Origin of the sequence: Micromonospora sp. NPDC093243 (genome assembly GCF_044753725.1) — a bacterium.
Classification (GTDB): domain Bacteria; phylum Actinomycetota; class Actinomycetes; order Mycobacteriales; family Micromonosporaceae; genus Micromonospora.
The window spans coordinates 148,174-163,519 of the sequence record NZ_JBIVNT010000009.1; the positions used below are offsets into that span (position 1 = coordinate 148,174).

Consider the following 15,346-nt stretch of genomic DNA (forward strand, 5'->3'; position numbering starts at 1 on the left):
CGAAACGCCCGTCGGCCTTCGCCGCCGGGCGTTCGTCGTTTCCGCCCTCACCGCCGCCACTGGTGGGGCAGTCCACCGCGTGCGCACCGCTCCGGGGGCCACGCATTCGGGGCATAGGTGCCGTTTCGGCCCCTCCCGGGTCGCCTGCCGGGCAGGATGAACGATGTCGGCTTAGGCTTCGGTTGCGTCGTTTCGCGCGTCGAATCACGGGTGGGGGCGGATGTCCGGACCGGTAGGCCGCGGCCGGACCACGCTGATCGCGGTCGTCGTCGTGCTGGCGTGGCTGGTCATCGGCGCGGTCGCCGGACCCTACTCGGGGCGCCTCGGCGACGTGGCGACCAACGACAATGCCGCCTTCCTCCCCGCCGACGCCGAGGCCACCCGTGCGCAGGAGCTGGCCGGCGGCTTCGTGGACCGACAGAGCACCCCCGCCCTCGTGGTCTACGAACGGCGCTCCGGCCTCACCGAGGCCGACAAGCAGCGGGTGGCCGCGGACGCCGCCCGGTTCGCGCGACTGCCCGGGGTGGTCGGGCCGCTGCCCCCGCCGATCCCGAGCGCCGACGGGCAGGCGCTCCAGGTGGTGGTTCCGATCGACGACGCCGAGGGGGAGCGGATCGGCAGCGTCGTCGAGCGGATCCGGGAGATCGCCGGCGGCGGTGCCGGCGGGCTGACCGTGGACGTCGCCGGCCCGGCCGGCCTGCTCGCGGACCTGATCGAGGTCTTCTCCGCGATCGACGGCGCGCTGCTGCTGGTCACTCTCTGCGTGGTGCTGGTCATCCTGCTGATCGTCTACCGCAGCCCGGTGCTCTGGGCCTTCCCGCTGCTCGCCGCCGGGATGTCGTACGCCGTGGCATCGCTCTTCGTCTACCTGCTCGCCGACGCGGACCTGGTCACCCTCAACGGGCAGGCGCAGGGCATCCTCACCGTGCTGGTCTTCGGCGCCGGCACCGACTACGCGCTGCTGCTGGTCGCCCGCTACCGCGAGGAGCTGCACCGGCACGAGAAGCCCTGGGCGGCCATGCGCACCGCCTGGCGGGGCGCGGCGCCGGCCATCATCGCCTCCGGTGGCACCGTGATCGTCAGCCTGCTCTGCCTGCTGCTGTCGAGCCTGAACTCCAACCGGGCGCTCGGGCCGGTCGCCGCGATCGGCATCGCCGCCACCCTGCTGGTGATGCTCACCTTCCTGCCCGCGCTGCTGGTGCTCGGCGGCCGCTGGGTGTTCTGGCCGCGCCGGCCCCGCAACGACCGGGCCGACCCGCAGGCCGAGCACGGGATCTGGGTCCGGATCGCCGGCTTCGTGGCCCGGCGCGCCCGGCGGGTCTGGGTGCTCACCGCGCTCCTGCTGGCCGTCCTCGCCGTCGGCCTGGTCCAGCTCGGCACCACCACGCTCGGCCAGTCCGACCTGTTCACCCAGCGCACCGACTCGGTGGCCGGCCAGGAGGTGATCGCCCGGCACTACCCGGCCGGCACCGGCAGCCCGGCGAGCATCTTCACCAGTCAGCAGACCGCCCGGCAGGTCACCGAGGCGGCCCAGGCCGTCGGTGGGGTTGCCGCCGTGCGGCCGGTGACCGCCGATCGGGCCGGGGCCGCCGCGCCGGGGGCGCCGCCGCTCGTGGTCGACGGCCGGGTCCAGCTGGAGGCGACGCTCGCCGACCCGCCGGACAGCGACGGGGCCGAGCGGACCATCCGCGAGCTGCGCGCGGCCGTGCACCGGGTGCCGGAGGCCGGCGCGGTGGTCGGTGGCTTCACCGCGATCAACGTGGACACCACCGACGCGGCCGAACGCGACCAGAACGTGATCATCCCGGTGGTGCTGGCGGTCATCGCGGTCATCCTGGCCCTGCTGCTGCGCGCGATCGTGGCCCCCGTCCTGCTGATCGTGACCGTGCTGCTCTCCTTCGCGGCCACCCTCGGGCTCTGCGCGCTGCTGTTCCGGTATGTCTTCGACTTCCCCGGCGTGGACGCGTCCTTCCCGCTCTTCGCCTTCGTCTTCCTGGTCGCCCTCGGCATCGACTACAACATCTTCCTGATGAGCCGGGTCCGGGAGGAGTCGACCCGGCGCGGCACCCGGGCCGGAGTGCTGGCCGGCCTCGCGGTCACCGGCGGGGTGATCACCTCGGCCGGCGTCGTGCTCGCCGCGACCTTCTCCGCGCTCGCCGTGCTGCCGCTGGTGGTGCTGGTCGAGCTGGGCACCGCGGTCGCGGTCGGCGTACTGATCGACACCATCGTGGTCCGCTCGCTGCTGGTGCCCGCGGTCGCGTACGACATCGGGCCGACGATCTGGTGGCCGGGCCGGCTGGCCCGGCGCAACCGTGAGGAGGGCCGGCTGAATGCTGGTTGAGACGGACGTGGTCATTGTCGGCGGCGGCCTGGCCGGGCTCGCCGCCGCCCGCCGGCTGCATCGCGCCGGTGTGCCCTGGCTGCTGCTGGAGGCGAGCGACCGGCTCGGCGGCCGGGTGGCCACCGACGCGGTCGACGGCTACCTGCTGGACCGGGGTTTCCAGGTGCTCAACACCGCCTATCCCCGGCTCGGCACACTGCTCGACGTCGACCGGTTGCGGCTGGGCCTGTTCACCTCCGGGGTGCTGGTGCGCCGCGGAGACCGGCTGGTCCGGCTGGTCAACCCGCTGCGCGAGCCGACCGGCGCCCCGGGCGCCGCGCTCGCCGGGATCGGCTCCCTGCTCGACCGGATCCGCTTCGCCGGGCTCGCCGCCGGCTGCGCCACCCTGCCGGCCGGACGGCTGCTCAGCGCGCCGGAGACCACCAGCGAGGTGGCGCTGCGACGGGCCGGCCTCTCCGACGCGATCATCGAGGAGCTGATCCGCCCGTTCCTCTCCGGCGTCTTCATCGACCGCGAGCTGGAGACCTCCAGCCGGGTGCTGGCGATGGTGCTGCGGTCGTTCGCCCGTGGCCGGATCGGCCTGCCGGCCGAGGGGATGGCCGCCCTGCCCCGGGCGATCGCCGACCCGCTGCCGGCCGATCTGATCGAGCTGAACACCCCGGTCGCCGGGGTCGCGCCCGGCCGGGTGCGCACCCAGGCCGGCGACCTCCGCTGCCGCGCCGTCGTGGTCGCCGTGGACCCACCGGCGGCGCCCACGCTGCTGCCGGCCCTGGCGGCGGTACGCATGCACAGCTACACGACCTACTACCACAGCACCGAGGCGGCGCCGCTGGACGAGCCGATCCTGCTGCTCGACGGCGAGCGGCGGGAGATCCTCGCGAACACGGTGGTGGTCAGCAACGCCGTGCCGACCTACGCCCCGACGGGCCGGCACCTCGTGGCCACCTCGGTGGTCGGCCCGACGCCGCCACCCGAGCCGACCGTACGCGCCGAACTGGCCCGCCTCTACGGCCGGTCCACTGCCGATTGGACCCACCTGACCACCGTCCGGGTACCCGACGCGCTGCCCGCCGCGCCGCCACCCCAGGGCCGGCTGCGCAAGCCCGTGGCGCTCGGTGACGGGATCTTCGTCGCCGGGGACCACCGGGCCAGCCCGTCCATCCAGGGCGCCCTGGCCAGCGGCTGGCGGGCGGCCGGCGAGGTGCTGGCCGAGCTGCGTGCCGGCTGAAAAGGGGAGTTGCGGCCCGATGATGATCACTTATGCTCTCCGCCGTGCCCGCACCCCTCGCCCCACCCAACTTCGACCCCGCCGCGGCATACCCGGAGGTCGCACCGGTCCGCGACGCGCTCGCCGCGAATGACTGGCCGGCCCTGCGCGCGCTCCTCGAGGGGCTCGACCCCGGCGCCCGGACCTTCCTGATCGGAGTCGCCGCCGAGGCCGAGGCCGTCGAACCGTTCCTGCGCAAGGTGCTCGCCGACGACCCGGACGACGCGCTGGCCGGCACCCTGCTCGGCGCGCACCTGATCCAGGCCGGCTGGCGGATCCGCTCGTCCTACCGTGCCCAGTACGTCAGCCGTGAGCAGTTCGCCCAGTTCCACGACTACCTGCGCCGCGCCGAGCAGGTACTCATCGACGTGACCGCCCGGCACCCCGCCGACGCGGCCGCCTGGACCCAGCGGATCACCAACTGCCGCGGGTTGGAACTCGGCCAGGCCGAGGCGCGCCGACGCTACGACCGGCTCGCCCAGCACCACCCGCACCACCTGCCGGCGCAGGCCTCGCTGCTGCAGCAGTTCTGCCCGAAATGGAGCGGCACCTGGGAGCGGGCGCACGGCTTCGCCCGGGAGTGCGCCGAGGCCGCGCCGCCCGGCGCGCCGAACGCGGTGCTGGTCGTCGAGGCGCACCTGGAGCGGGCCCTGGACGGGAACCTCGGGCAGGCCCAGGCCTACCTACGCAGCCCACAGGTCAGCCAGGAGATCCACGCGGCCGCGCACCGCTCGGTCCGCCACCCCGACTTCCGGCACGAGCACGGCTGGGTCTGGGTGCGCAGCACCTTCGCCATGGCGTTCGTGCTGATGCAGGAGTACGGCCCGGCGGCCCAACAGTTCGTGGCCATGGGGCCGCTCGGCGACAAGGCGATGTTCGGCTACATCGACGGGGACGCGAGCAAGCTGTTCCAGCAGTTCCGCGCCGAGGCGTACGAGAAGGGCGGTGTCGCATGATCCAGGAGCTGGACGTGGACGGGGTACCCACCCTGCTCGCGCCGACGGCGGGCCCGATGCGGGCCGGGCTGACCTTCCGGGTCGGCACCGCCGACGAGACGCTGGCCCGCAGCGGCATCACCCACCTGGTGGAACACCTCGCGCTCGCCCCGCTCGGGCTCGCCGACTACCACTTCAACGGTGCCACCGCGCCCGTCGCCACCAGCTTCCACCTGCAGGGCTCCGAGCAGGACATCGCCTCCTTCCTCACCGCGGTCTGCCAGCACCTGCACAACCTCCCGGTGGCCCGGATCGAGGTGGAGAAGGAGATCCTGCGGACCGAGTGGAGCAGCCGAGGGGCCTCCGCGGTCGGTGACCTGCCGCTGTGGCGGCACGGCGCCCGGGACCACGGCCTGAGCAGCTACCCGGAGTTCGGCCTCTCCGCCCTGACCGCCGAGGACCTGCGGCAGTGGGCCGCCCGCTGGTTCACCCGGGAGAACGCGGTGCTCTGGATCGCCGGCGACCGGATCCCCGCCGGGCTGCGGCTGCCGCTGCCCGCGGGCGTCCGCCAGCCCGTTCCGGCGGTGTCGTCGGCGCTGCCGCAGACCCCGGCGTACTTCGTCAACGGCTCCCGGGCGGTGGTGCTCGACGCGGTGGTGCGGAGGAGCACCGCGGCGAGCGCCTTCGCCGGGGTGCTGGAGCGCGAGCTGTTCCGCTCGCTGCGGCAGGAGGGCGGCCTCTCCTACGCCATCCAGGCCGGCTACGAGCCCCGGGGCGACGGGCACGCCACGCTGCGCGCACTGGCCGACGCGCTGCCCGAGAAGCAGGACGCGGTGCTCGGTGGCTTCGTCGACGTACTGGCCAAGCTGCGGGTGGGCCGGATCGAGCAGGCCGACCTGGACGCGACCGTCGCCAAGCGGGAGGAGTTCCTCGCCACCGGCGAGGTGGACGCCGCCCGGCTGCCGTCGTACGCCCTGAACATGCTGACCGGTGAGCCCAACCTCAGCACCGACGAGCACCGGGCCGAGCTGAAGGCGGTGACGGTCGCCGACCTGCACGAGGTGGCCCAGGAGGTGACCGCGTCCGCGCTGCTCATGGTGCCGGACGGGCACACCGCGGACTGGGCCGGCTTCGCCGCGGCGCCCACCCGCTCGGCCGGTGTCGTCACCGGCACCGCCTACCGGGAGCGGGACGGCGAGGGCGAGCTGCGGGTCGGCCTGGACGGGGCGAGCTACGTCGGACCACACGGCCCGATCACCGTCCGGTACGCCGAGTGCGCGGTGATGCTGGCCTGGCCGGACGGTGCCCGCCAGCTGATCGGCGCCGACGCCATCACGCTGCGGATCGAGCCGACCCTGTTCGCGCTGCACCCCGACACCGTCCGGACCATCGACGCCCTGGTGCCGCCCGACCGGCACGTCCTGATGCCGGCCCGCGACCCGGAACGCGTTCCGCAGCCGCGCAACCCCGCCCGGCCGGCCCGCGACGGCGCACGCTCCTGGTGGGAGATCCCGGTGCTGGTGCTCAGCTGGCTGGCCGTGCTGTGCGTCGGTGGGCTCGCCCTGCTGATGACGATCGGCACGTTCGCCACCGCGCCGGCCGAGCGCGACGGCTGGCTGTGGGGCATCGTCGTGGTGAGCTGGCTGCTCACTGTTATCCTCGCGTTGCCCATCGTGCTGCTGCGACAACGGCGGCGCCGATGATGCGCACCGGCCCCAGTGCTGGCCGGTGATCGACCGAGCGGGATAAGATCCGGCGCGGTACCGGGGCGGTAGCTCAGCCGGTTAGAGCAGGGGACTCATAATCCCTCGGTCGCGGGTTCGAGTCCCGCCCGCCCCACCAACGGCAGGTGACTTGATCGGCCGGATCAGCCAGGCCTGCGGGTTGTCCGGCGCGCGAGCGGTCTCGGCGCGCGGTTACGAGGCGTCACGGCGCACGCGCATGTGTTGGCTGCCGCAAGGGCTGAATAGCTCGGCGTCCTTCGGGCCGGACTCAGGCGACAGCGCCTTCGATCTCGTTGGTCAGGTCGAGGATGTCGGGGACGGCGTCCAGCACGGTGACCTCCACCAGGGCGCCGTCGCGGCCGTACCGGCGGCGGTATTGGCCCTCCAGACGGTGCCTGCCGGCAGGAAGTTCGCGGATCCCTAGAAGCGCCTCGTGACGGCGCCGGGGGCGGCACTTCTCTGGCCGCCCCCGTGCCTGGTCGAATCCTTGCCGATACCGCGGCGGCGACGTCGCCCCGGTGCCGGCCACGCCTCGGCCCAAGCCTCAGCCGACGAGTGACGATCTCATCCCTGCAAGACGCGCCGCGGCTTGAACCGGCGAACCTCCTGCGGCCAGCCGCATGCCTCCGCGATTTTGCCGGCCCACATCCGGGCGGTCGCCTCATCCGGCACGTCCACGATGGTCAGGCCACCCAGGAACTCCTTGCTCTCGACGTAGGGCCCGTCGGTGAAGACCATCGCACCGCTTGTGGCGTCTGCGTTGAAGACTGGGCCGTCCTCTTCCTCCAGGCCCCCGGCGAAGACGAATGCCCCGGCGGCCTTGATCTCATCAACAACCGCCCTGGCGAGCGGACCGCGCCCGCGGAACCACTCCTCGGTGTGGTCACCCACCCACTGCTGGTTGAAGTAGATGAGGTACTCAGGCATGTCCGCTCCTCTGATCGTCCCCGGACCCGACGTCCGTCTCTGCATACGCTACGAACGGCATCCGGCAGATCCGACACTCTCCAGCTTGATTTCTGCCGCAGCTTCCGGGGCGTGGAGCCGGCGAGATCAACCGACACCGCGGCCCGGTCGAGAGATCTTCACAGCGTGGCCACGAATCCGTACGGTGGCGTCGTGAACGACGAGGCTGATGCTGGTCGGCGAGCAGGGTTGGCCAGGGTTGGGGCGGGGTTCGTACCACGACCACTACTGGTATAAGCCTCTTACGGCGCTGCTGAACGAACCGGCTACGACACCGCCACCACGATGACAGCAACGGATGAAAGCAGCGGTCAGGTCTCCCAGGGGTGACTGGTGACGGTGGGTAGGTGATGGACGCGTCCGAGCGTCTGGCGCGGGTCCGGCAGCTCTTGGCTGGCCTGCCCGGCCCGTACGGCAACGAGCACCTCTGGGCATCGGTCTGGTTCGCCGATCGGGAGGTCGTGTTCACCAGCGTGTTCGAGTTCCTGAGCGAGTGCGCGGTGATCGACGGGGTCAGCCGGTTCGGGGATCCGCCGCAGGCACCGCAGAACGAGGCCGAACTCGCTCCACTCCTGTGGCAGGTCGACGCTGCTGACGCGGTCGAGTTGCTCACCGGCCTGGCGTCGCGGACCTTGGCGTACCACGGCGAGGGCCGCTACCCGGTCGACAAGGCCCATGACGTCTTCGGGCGGCTCCGCAAGCTGCTTGGGCACGACTCCAGATGGTGGACGAACACCACTCTCAGCTCCTGGAATCCCGTCACCCAGCACACCTTCGACGCGCTGGTCGTGGGAATGGGTGGTGGAGTCGTGGTCGCCGTACTTGCAGTCGACGAGGACTGAGGGTTCCGCTGCTGCTGTCGCGGATCCCGTTCCGGCGCTGGATTCCCCGGCGTACGGCAGCGCGGCGCGCTGCCGCCGCGATCCCGGGCGGTGCCGGTTTCACGAGCCGCTCCAAGCACAAGAGCGGTCGGCGACGTTGACCGTACGCCTGCCGCGCTGAAGGCTCGCCGCCGCGCACCCGCCGCGATAGCCTCCCGCCGTGTCGATGTTTCGCACTCCGCAGATCATCCTGTTCAGTGAGGACGTCCCGCGCGCCGTCGCGTTCTACTCACGGCTCGGGTTCACCGAGACCTTCCGGGTGCCGACCGAGGGCGAGCCGATCCACGTCGACCTCGTGCTCGACGGCTACAAGATCGGTATCGCCTCGGTCGAATCCACCCGTGACGATCACGGGCTCGATCCGGTGCCCGCGGGGCAGCGGGCGGCCGTCATCCTCTGGACCGATGACACGGCCACCGCGTACACGGAACTCATCGCGATGGGGGCTCCGGCCCTGGCGTCACCCCACAGGTGGCTCGATCGCCTGCTGATCGCCTGGACCGCCGACCCGGATGGAAACCCGATTCAGATCGTCCAACGCCTCTGAACACAGGGAGCGTCAGTGCTCCGGGTGTCCGGGGGTGAAGGCTCGCCGGTAGGCGGTGGGGGTGGCGGCGAAGGCCCGGCGGAAATGCGTCCGCAGGTTGGTGGCGGTGCCCAGGCCGGTGCGTCGAGCCACCTCGTCGATGCTCAGGTCGCCGTCCTCCAACAGGGTGCAGGCGGCGCGCAGCCGTTGCTGGACGAGCCAGGCTCGCGGGCTCAGGCCGAATCGGGCCTGGAAGGCGCGGTGCAGGCTGCGGGTGGACTGCGTGCCCCTGCGGGCAAGCTCGCTGACGGTGATGGGCAGGTGCAGGTTGGCAGTCGCCCACGCGGTGACGTCGGCCAGTTCCACGGCGTCGACCGTGGCGCTCGACGGAATGAACTGCGCCTGGCCACCGGCCCGGTGCAGGGGCGTGACCATGCGGCGGGCGCGGTGGATGGCTGCGGACTGGCCGTGGTCGCGGCCGACCAGATAGAGGCAGAGGTCGAGGCCGGCGGCGAGCCCGGCGCTGGTCAGAACCTGGCCTTCGTCGATGTACAGGGCGTTCGCGTCGACCGTGACCTGGGGGTGCTCGCGGGCGAGCGCGTCGGCGTGCAGCCAGTGGGTCGTGGCGCGCCGGCCGTCGAGCAGGCCGGCCTGGGCCAGGGCGAACGCGCCGGTGCAGATCGACGCGATCCGCGCGCCGCGACGGTACGCGAGGGCCAGGGCGGCGAGGGCCTGCACCGGCGCCCGCCCGCGGGCGAACCCGGGCACGACGACGGTGTCGGCGTCGGCGAGCGCGTCGAGGCCGGCCTCGACGGTCAGGCCGAGGCCGGCGGTGGTGGTGGAGACCGCGCCGCTCTCCAACGAACAGATGGTGAGCGCGTATCGGCCCTCGCCGTCATGGCCGAACACATGGGTCGCGATCGTGAGGTCGAACGCCACCGTGGACGGCAGTGCGAGTACAGCCACCCGATGCGTGGCAGTTTCCTTGCGCATGATGGCAAGCATGCCACTCGTGCCCACGGTGATCCGACGGGATGCTGGCTGGGTGCGAATCGAGATTGTGGTGTTCGACGGCGTCGACGAACTGGACGTGTTCGGGCCGTTCGAGGTGTTGTCCATGGCCGGGTTCAGCGTCGAGCTGGTCGCTGTGGAGCGACCCGGCCCGGTGACCAGCATGCGTGGTGTCAGGTTCGACGTACCGACGGTGTTGGGCCAGGCGGACGGTCTGGTCGTTCCCGGCGGTGGATGGCTGAACCGCGCCCCGGCGGGCGCCTGGGCTCAGGCGCAACTCGGCGTCCTGCCGGCGCGGCTGGCCGCGCTGGCGCCGTCGACCCGCTGGGTGGCCTCGGTGTGCACCGGCGGTCTGCTGCTGGCGGCTGCCGGCCTGCTGGCTGATCGGCAGGCCACCACCAATCAGAACGCGTACGAGGAGTTGCGGGCCTACGACGTGGATGTCGTCGCCGAGCGAGTTGTCGACGACGGTGACCGGATCACCGCGGGCGCCCTGAGCGCCGGGCTGGATCTGGGCCTCTGGATCACCGAGCGGGAACTGGGTTCGGCCACCGCGGACCGGGTCGCGGCCGTCATCGGGTACGCGCGGACGGCCCGGGTGTTCCACGCGCGAGGGCGCGTATCGTGCCCCGCATGACGGGCCCGGTCTGGGTGGACGGTCTGGCGTACGAGGCGTACGTCGGACGGTGGAGTCGGCGCGTCGCGATGGAGTTCCTGAGCTGGCTGGACCAGCCGCTCGGCCGGCGCTGGCTGGACGTCGGCTGCGGGACCGGCGCGCTCACCTCGACGGTGCTGGCGATGGCCGACCCGAGCGAGGTGACCGGCGTCGACCCGTCAGCGGGGTTCGTGACCCGTGCCCGGGCGCTGATCGAGGACGGGCGCGCCGAGTTCCTCATCGGCGACGCCCGGTCCCTGCCGGTGTCGGACGGCAGCGTCGACGTCGTGGTCAGCGGGCTGATGCTCAACTTCGTGCCCGAGCCGACGCGGGCGGTGGCCGAGGTCGCCCGGGTGCTCGCGCCCGGCGGGGTGGCCGCCGCGTACGTCTGGGACTACGCCGAGGGCATGGCGATGATGCGTCACTTCTGGGACGCCGCCGCCGCGCTCGACCCGTCGGCGGCCGAGCGGGACGAGGGCCGCCGTCGCGGGGTCTGCGACCCGGAAGCCCTGCGCGAGCTCTGGGCCGACGCCGGTCTGCGGGCGGTGACGGTGCAGCCCATCGAGGTGCCTACCGTCTTCGCCGGCTTCGACGACTACTGGACCCCGTTTCTGGGCGGGCAGGGCACGATCCCGGGCTACGTCAGGTCGCTGCCCGAGCCGCAGCGCAACCGGTTGCGCGACCTGCTCGCCGCCCGACTGCCGGTCGAACCGGACGGTTCGATCCGGCTCACCGCCCGCGCCTGGGCGGTCCGCGGCAACGCCGCTGGGTGAGCTGTGCCCCAGCTCACGGGCCGTCGGCCAGACACATGCCGATGTTCTCCACAAGCCGGGACCACTGTCCGATAGCGGACAAGACGTCCGGGCCTCCGGCGTCGCACTGTTGTAGCAGGTGAAGAGGCTGACGGATGGCGGGCCACATCCCACTCCTCCGGCCCGGCGGGGACAGCATGGTCGCCGCCGGCGCCGCCATCCCGAGCCCGTCCGGCCGCTCGCGGCGGACCCGGCGTAGCAGCGCCGATTCCGACCGCGTACCCGCTCGGTCGTGGCCGCGGCCCGCACCGTCCCGGGCGCCCGGAGCGGTGCCGATCTCATCGGCGACAAGGACGTCATCCCACCTCCCGGTAGCCGACGCCGCCGCCGGCCGGCAGCGCGCCGACGCGCGCCCCGGCGGTCCCGGCTCCCCGCATCCCGACACCCGGCCGGACCGGCGTCGGCTTCGCGCCGTGCGCCCCGGCGACCGAACAAGAGAGGAGGGGCCGACATGGCCGCTCCCAGCGCGACCGCATCCCTCAACGCGTCGACGTACTCACCGGGGGACCAGATGACCCTGACGGTGACCTACTCCGACGCCGACACGAAGCCGTTGACCGTCACGATCGTGGTCACCGACGCGCAGGGCAACAGCAGCGCTCCGGTCCGCGTCGCCGCGGTGATCGATCCGCTCACCGTCACCGTCACCGACGACTCCGGTCGCACCTGGACCCGGCTGTCGGACAGCGGCTCGGTGGCCGTCTACCGGGCGGTGGCGTGATGCCCCGGGTGACCGTCACGGTGCGCGACGCCGGCGGGCGCACCGCCACCGCCACCGCCGACTACGCCATCGCCCAGCCGGTGCTCGGCGGCTACTACCTCTCCGGAGGGGCCGACCCGACGGCGGACATGGCCGGCGGGAACTTTCGTTCCCTCACCCAGTACCGGAGCTTCGCCGACGGCTACACCTTTCCCGGCTACCAGCGAACCTGGCTGACCACCCTCGGCAAGGCCGGGGTGAAGATGAACATGGTGCTGGAGCTGAAGCACTACGGGGCGCCCAACGCCGGGCCGCAGACCTTCACCGTGGACGGCACGTCGTACACCGTCCCGGAGCCCGCGATGACCATCCAGCAGCGACCCGGGACGACCTGGCCCAAGGCGTACGGCTACGGCCAGGTCATCGCCGGGCAGTGCGACGGGCTCTTCGCCCGGGCCCTGTCGCAGTACCGCACCCTCGGCTTCGGGGTGAACATCCAGCTCGCCTCGGAGCTGGACACCGACCACGAGTTCGGCACCAGCGAGGCGGGCAAGGCGTACACCTGGGCGGAGTCGGACGCCCGGGCGGTGCAGGCGATGACCTACATCGTGAACTGGTTCCGGGCGCGGTCGCTGCCGGCCGGGACCACCTTCTCGGTGGGCCTGGGCGGGTTCGACCGGGCCTGTTTCCAGCGCACCCACCCGGAGGCGCTGATGGCGAAGCTCGACTTCCTGCAGTGGAACGCCTACGCCACCAGCGCCAGCCACACCGCGCTGTCCCGGTTCCGGCGCACCAAGGACTGGGCGGTGGCCGACCTCGGCCCGATCGCGCTGTCCCGCCCGGTGATCATCGCCGAGTGGGGGGTGCGGGTGGCCGAGGTGCCCGACCAGGCCGCCTGGATCGCCACCGTCCCGGCGGCGATCGCCCAGCTCAACGCCGAGCGAGGGCCGCGGATCGTGCGCACCAACTACTTCAACTCCGGCTGGGGGACGCTGTCGCCCAAGGCCGCCGGGCTGGCCGCGCTGCGGTCCGCGTACGCCAAGCGCCCGTACGTCTGACCGCCCGCCGGCCCGGTGCCGTCGCGGCGCCGGGCCGGCCGGCGAGTCCGGCGCGGGCTCAGTCCCGGTCGAGCTGTGCGGCGTACGCGTCGCGCAGCTCGGCCCAGCCGAAGTCCTTCGCCTCCGCGCCCCGGATCGGGCCCACCGGGTCGCCGTCGAGCAACTGCCCGGCCACGTCGAGGCAGAGGTGCCAGCCGGCGGCGACCATCGGCACGATGCCGCGATCGGCCACGGTGTGCCGCAGCGTGAGCCGGGTGCCGGTGTCGGTGGCTGCCAGCTCCCAGCGCAGCAGGTCGTCGCCCCAGGTGTACTCGAGCAGGTGCGGCGGCTCGGCCCGGCGTACCACCGCCGGGTGCTCCTCGCGGGTCGCGCCGTCGACCAGGCTGAGCACGGCGGCGCCGGGCGTGCCGAGGTCGCGGTCGGCGAGGAACGGCGCCCACTCGGCGAGCCGGGCCGGATCGGTCAGCGCCGCCCAGACGGTGGCCGGCGGATGGCGCAGGTCGCGGACGAGGACCAGGGTGGCGCCCCCGCCGGTGGTCTCGCAGCCCAGCTCGCCGGGCGGGCTGGGGCGGAACGAGTCGCGGTCCGTCACTGCTCCTGACTGTCGAGGTGCCGTTCCAGAGCGTCCAGGTGTCGCGCCCAGAGCCGCCGGTAGGGGTCGAGCCAGCCGTCGACGGCCTGCAACGGGGCCACGTCGATGCGGTAGATGCGCTGCTGGGCGGCTGTGCGGCAGGTGACGAAGCCGGCGTCGCGGAGCACCCGCAGGTGCTTGGAGACCGCCGGTTGGCTGACCCGCAGGGCACCGACAAGCTCGCCGACGGAGCTCTCGCCGAGCCGGAGCTGGTCGAGGATCCGGCGCCGGGTGGGCTCGGCGAGGACGGTGAAGGCGTCGACTGCGGGCACCACCACAATATGCTTTCCGAAGCATATGCCTGTCAAGGCATATGCAGCTCTCCGACGCTCCGCCGGCGGTCGGGCCGGTCCCCGGGCGGGGCCCGTGGCGGCTTCCTATGCTCGGGGCATGGAACTGCGGATCTTCACCGAACCCCAGCAGGGCGCCAGCTACGACGAGCTGCTCGCCGTGGCCCGCTGCACGGAGGACGCCGGCTACGGCGCGTTCTTCCGCTCCGACCACTACCTGAAGATGGGCGCGGTGAGCGGCGACCCCGGCCCCACCGACGCGTGGACCACCCTCGCCGGCCTGGCCCGGGACACCAGCCGGATCCGGCTCGGCACGCTGATGACCGCCGCCACCTTCCGGCTGCCCGGGCCGCTGGCGATCACCGTGGCCCAGGTCGACCAGATGAGCGGCGGCCGGGTGGAGCTGGGCATCGGCACCGGCTGGTACGCCGAGGAGCACACCGCGTACGGCATCCCGTTCCCGTCGCTGGCGGAGCGCTTCGACCGGCTGGAGGAGCAGCTCGCCGTCATCACCGGGCTCTGGGCGACGCCCCGGGGCGAGACCTTCGACCACGCCGGCCGGTACTACCCGGTGACCGACTCGCCTGCGCTGCCCAAGCCGGTGCAGGACCCGCGTCCGCCGATCCTGCTCGGCGGCATGGGCCCGAAGCGCACCCCCCGGCTCGCCGCCCGGTACGCCGACGAGTTCAACCTCCCGTTCGCCTCGGTCGAGGACTCGGCGGCGCAGTTCGACCGGGTACGCGAGGCCTGCGCCGAGATCGGCCGCGACCCGGCCCAGCTGCACTGGTCGAACGCCCTGGTGCTCTGCTGCGGGCGGGACGACGCCGAGGTGGCCCGTCGGGCCGCGGCGATCGGCCGGGAACCGGACGAGCTGCGGGAGAACGGCCTCGCCGGCACCCCCGCCGAGATCGTCGACAAGATCGGCCGGTACGCGGCGATCGGCAGCCAGCGGCTCTACCTCCAGGTGCTCGACCTCGCCGACCTGGACCACATCGAGCTGGTCGCGGCCGAGGTGATGCCGAAGCTCTGACCCGGCCGACCCGTCAGCGGGCCGAGGCGTCAGCGGGCCGGCCCGGGCCCGCGCAGCACCGTGTCCAGCCGGCCGTCGCGGTCCCGGTCGACGTAGGTGACGTCCGGCACCCCGTCGCCGGTCAGGTCGACCTGCACCACGTCGGCCAGGCCGTCACCGTCGAGGTCGGTGACCACCTCGACCGACCCGTCCAGGTGCCGGGTGACGATCGAGCGCCCGCCCGGTCCGGCCACCCGCGGTGGCGGGGCCGGCGTGGGCACCGGTCGCGGCGCCGGCGGCGGCGCCGGGGTGGGCCGGGGGCCGGGCGACGACGCGTCCGGGTACGCCCCGGCCGGCCCGCTGGTCGGTTGCACGGCGGTGCCGGTCGGGTCGATCTCCTCCTCCGAGGGGAAGACGTCGCCACGTGGTGCGGGATCTCGGTAGCTGCTCATGGGCGTAGGGTTTCCCTCCGACGCCGGTGGCAACCGTGTCCGATCGACCGGGCCCGCCGCGTCGGGGCGTCGGTGCGGGTGCCGCCGG

Annotated in this window: 17 protein-coding genes and 1 tRNA gene; 12 read left to right on the forward strand and 6 right to left on the reverse strand. The window is 73.0% G+C overall.

All coding sequences use genetic code 11. From position 1 onward, the window contains the following. The first annotated feature begins 220 nt into the window (after positions 1-220). From ACIP9D_RS27650 to ACIP9D_RS27670, 5 genes are all read left to right on the forward strand, one after another. Complete coding sequence (locus tag ACIP9D_RS27650; RefSeq protein WP_350874078.1) at positions 221-2,341, forward strand: MMPL family transporter; 2,121 nt, start codon at positions 221-223, stop codon at positions 2,339-2,341. Further along, positions 2,331-3,569 carry an NAD(P)/FAD-dependent oxidoreductase gene (locus ACIP9D_RS27655; RefSeq protein ID WP_350874079.1) on the forward strand — a complete coding sequence of 413 codons (1,239 nt, stop codon included), beginning with the start codon at positions 2,331-2,333 and terminating at the stop codon, positions 3,567-3,569. The genes ACIP9D_RS27650 and ACIP9D_RS27655 overlap by 11 nt, the downstream gene beginning before the upstream one ends. A 44-nt stretch (positions 3,570-3,613) precedes the next feature. Next, positions 3,614-4,564, forward strand: a complete 951-nt coding sequence (locus ACIP9D_RS27660; protein WP_350874080.1) for a hypothetical protein — start codon at positions 3,614-3,616, stop codon at positions 4,562-4,564. Then, positions 4,561-6,246 (forward strand): insulinase family protein, encoded by a 1,686-nt coding sequence (locus tag ACIP9D_RS27665; RefSeq protein WP_350874081.1) that lies wholly within the window; start codon positions 4,561-4,563, stop codon positions 6,244-6,246. Before ACIP9D_RS27660 ends, ACIP9D_RS27665 begins: the two co-directional genes overlap by 4 nt. Before the next feature lie 62 nt (positions 6,247-6,308). Then, positions 6,309-6,385, forward strand: a tRNA-Ile gene (locus ACIP9D_RS27670). Between the two features lie 150 nt (positions 6,386-6,535). Here ACIP9D_RS27670 and ACIP9D_RS27675 read toward each other — a convergent pair. Next, complete coding sequence (locus ACIP9D_RS27675; protein WP_350874082.1) at positions 6,536-6,796, reverse strand: hypothetical protein; 261 nt, start codon at positions 6,794-6,796, stop codon at positions 6,536-6,538. Positions 6,797-6,831: 35 nt separating this feature from the next. Beyond that, the gene (locus ACIP9D_RS27680) at positions 6,832-7,194 is read right to left on the reverse strand and encodes a YciI family protein (protein WP_350874083.1); all 363 of its coding nucleotides are present in this window, start codon (positions 7,192-7,194) and stop codon (positions 6,832-6,834) included. Positions 7,195-7,583: 389 nt separating this feature from the next. On the opposite strand from ACIP9D_RS27680, the gene ACIP9D_RS27685 reads away from it, so the two are divergent. Both ACIP9D_RS27685 and ACIP9D_RS27690 read left to right on the forward strand, forming a co-directional pair. Then, entirely contained in the window at positions 7,584-8,075 is a 492-nt protein-coding gene (locus tag ACIP9D_RS27685) for a hypothetical protein (protein WP_350874218.1), read from the forward strand. Between the two features lie 205 nt (positions 8,076-8,280). Beyond that, complete coding sequence (locus ACIP9D_RS27690; RefSeq protein WP_350874219.1) at positions 8,281-8,661, forward strand: VOC family protein; 381 nt, start codon at positions 8,281-8,283, stop codon at positions 8,659-8,661. 12 nt (positions 8,662-8,673) lie between these two features. On the opposite strand, the gene ACIP9D_RS27695 is transcribed toward ACIP9D_RS27690, so the two are convergent. Beyond that, positions 8,674-9,633 (reverse strand): helix-turn-helix domain-containing protein, encoded by a 960-nt coding sequence (locus tag ACIP9D_RS27695; RefSeq protein ID WP_350874084.1) that lies wholly within the window; start codon positions 9,631-9,633, stop codon positions 8,674-8,676. Positions 9,634-9,685: 52 nt separating this feature from the next. Between ACIP9D_RS27695 and ACIP9D_RS27700 the strand changes: the two genes are divergently transcribed. From ACIP9D_RS27700 to ACIP9D_RS27715, 4 genes are all read left to right on the forward strand, one after another. Continuing rightward, entirely contained in the window at positions 9,686-10,288 is a 603-nt protein-coding gene (locus tag ACIP9D_RS27700; RefSeq protein WP_350874085.1) for a DJ-1/PfpI family protein, read from the forward strand. Continuing rightward, positions 10,285-11,079: a methyltransferase domain-containing protein gene (locus ACIP9D_RS27705; protein WP_350874086.1), complete on the forward strand. Its 795-nt coding sequence runs from the start codon at positions 10,285-10,287 to the stop codon at positions 11,077-11,079. The genes ACIP9D_RS27700 and ACIP9D_RS27705 overlap by 4 nt, the downstream gene beginning before the upstream one ends. A 490-nt stretch (positions 11,080-11,569) precedes the next feature. Then, positions 11,570-11,839 (forward strand): hypothetical protein, encoded by a 270-nt coding sequence (locus ACIP9D_RS27710; protein WP_350874087.1) that lies wholly within the window; start codon positions 11,570-11,572, stop codon positions 11,837-11,839. Further along, complete coding sequence (locus tag ACIP9D_RS27715; protein WP_350874088.1) at positions 11,839-12,876, forward strand: hypothetical protein; 1,038 nt, start codon at positions 11,839-11,841, stop codon at positions 12,874-12,876. The genes ACIP9D_RS27710 and ACIP9D_RS27715 overlap by 1 nt, the downstream gene beginning before the upstream one ends. Positions 12,877-12,934: 58 nt before the next feature. On the opposite strand, the gene ACIP9D_RS27720 is transcribed toward ACIP9D_RS27715, so the two are convergent. Both ACIP9D_RS27720 and ACIP9D_RS27725 read right to left on the reverse strand, forming a co-directional pair. Then, on the reverse strand, positions 12,935-13,468 hold the full coding sequence (locus ACIP9D_RS27720) for an SRPBCC family protein (RefSeq protein WP_350874089.1): 534 nt from the start codon (positions 13,466-13,468) through the stop codon (positions 12,935-12,937). Next, positions 13,465-13,779, reverse strand: coding sequence for a metalloregulator ArsR/SmtB family transcription factor (locus ACIP9D_RS27725; protein ID WP_350874090.1), 315 nt, complete (start codon positions 13,777-13,779; stop codon positions 13,465-13,467). The genes ACIP9D_RS27720 and ACIP9D_RS27725 overlap by 4 nt, the downstream gene beginning before the upstream one ends. A 118-nt stretch (positions 13,780-13,897) precedes the next feature. On the opposite strand from ACIP9D_RS27725, the gene ACIP9D_RS27730 reads away from it, so the two are divergent. Further along, entirely contained in the window at positions 13,898-14,827 is a 930-nt protein-coding gene (locus ACIP9D_RS27730; RefSeq protein ID WP_350874091.1) for an LLM class F420-dependent oxidoreductase, read from the forward strand. Positions 14,828-14,856: 29 nt separating this feature from the next. Here the strand turns inward: ACIP9D_RS27730 and ACIP9D_RS27735 are convergent, their stop codons facing one another. Then, positions 14,857-15,258 carry a hypothetical protein gene (locus tag ACIP9D_RS27735; protein WP_350874092.1) on the reverse strand — a complete coding sequence of 134 codons (402 nt, stop codon included), beginning with the start codon at positions 15,256-15,258 and terminating at the stop codon, positions 14,857-14,859. Positions 15,259-15,346: the final 88 nt, after the last annotated feature.

Coding starts and splice junctions, on each gene's coding strand:
- ACIP9D_RS27650 (WP_350874078.1), top strand. CDS start 221: ATGTCCGGACCGGTAGGCCGCGGCCGGACCACGCTGATCGCGGTCGTC.
- ACIP9D_RS27655 (WP_350874079.1), top strand. CDS start 2,331: ATGCTGGTTGAGACGGACGTGGTCATTGTCGGCGGCGGCCTGGCCGGG.
- ACIP9D_RS27665 (WP_350874081.1), top strand. CDS start 4,561: ATGATCCAGGAGCTGGACGTGGACGGGGTACCCACCCTGCTCGCGCCG.
- ACIP9D_RS27680 (WP_350874083.1), bottom strand. CDS start 7,194: ATGCCTGAGTACCTCATCTACTTCAACCAGCAGTGGGTGGGTGACCAC.
- ACIP9D_RS27685 (WP_350874218.1), top strand. CDS start 7,584: ATGGACGCGTCCGAGCGTCTGGCGCGGGTCCGGCAGCTCTTGGCTGGC.
- ACIP9D_RS27690 (WP_350874219.1), top strand. CDS start 8,281: ATGTTTCGCACTCCGCAGATCATCCTGTTCAGTGAGGACGTCCCGCGC.
- ACIP9D_RS27695 (WP_350874084.1), bottom strand. CDS start 9,633: ATGCGCAAGGAAACTGCCACGCATCGGGTGGCTGTACTCGCACTGCCG.
- ACIP9D_RS27705 (WP_350874086.1), top strand. CDS start 10,285: ATGACGGGCCCGGTCTGGGTGGACGGTCTGGCGTACGAGGCGTACGTC.
- ACIP9D_RS27710 (WP_350874087.1), top strand. CDS start 11,570: ATGGCCGCTCCCAGCGCGACCGCATCCCTCAACGCGTCGACGTACTCA.
- ACIP9D_RS27715 (WP_350874088.1), top strand. CDS start 11,839: ATGCCCCGGGTGACCGTCACGGTGCGCGACGCCGGCGGGCGCACCGCC.
- ACIP9D_RS27730 (WP_350874091.1), top strand. CDS start 13,898: ATGGAACTGCGGATCTTCACCGAACCCCAGCAGGGCGCCAGCTACGAC.
- ACIP9D_RS27735 (WP_350874092.1), bottom strand. CDS start 15,258: ATGAGCAGCTACCGAGATCCCGCACCACGTGGCGACGTCTTCCCCTCG.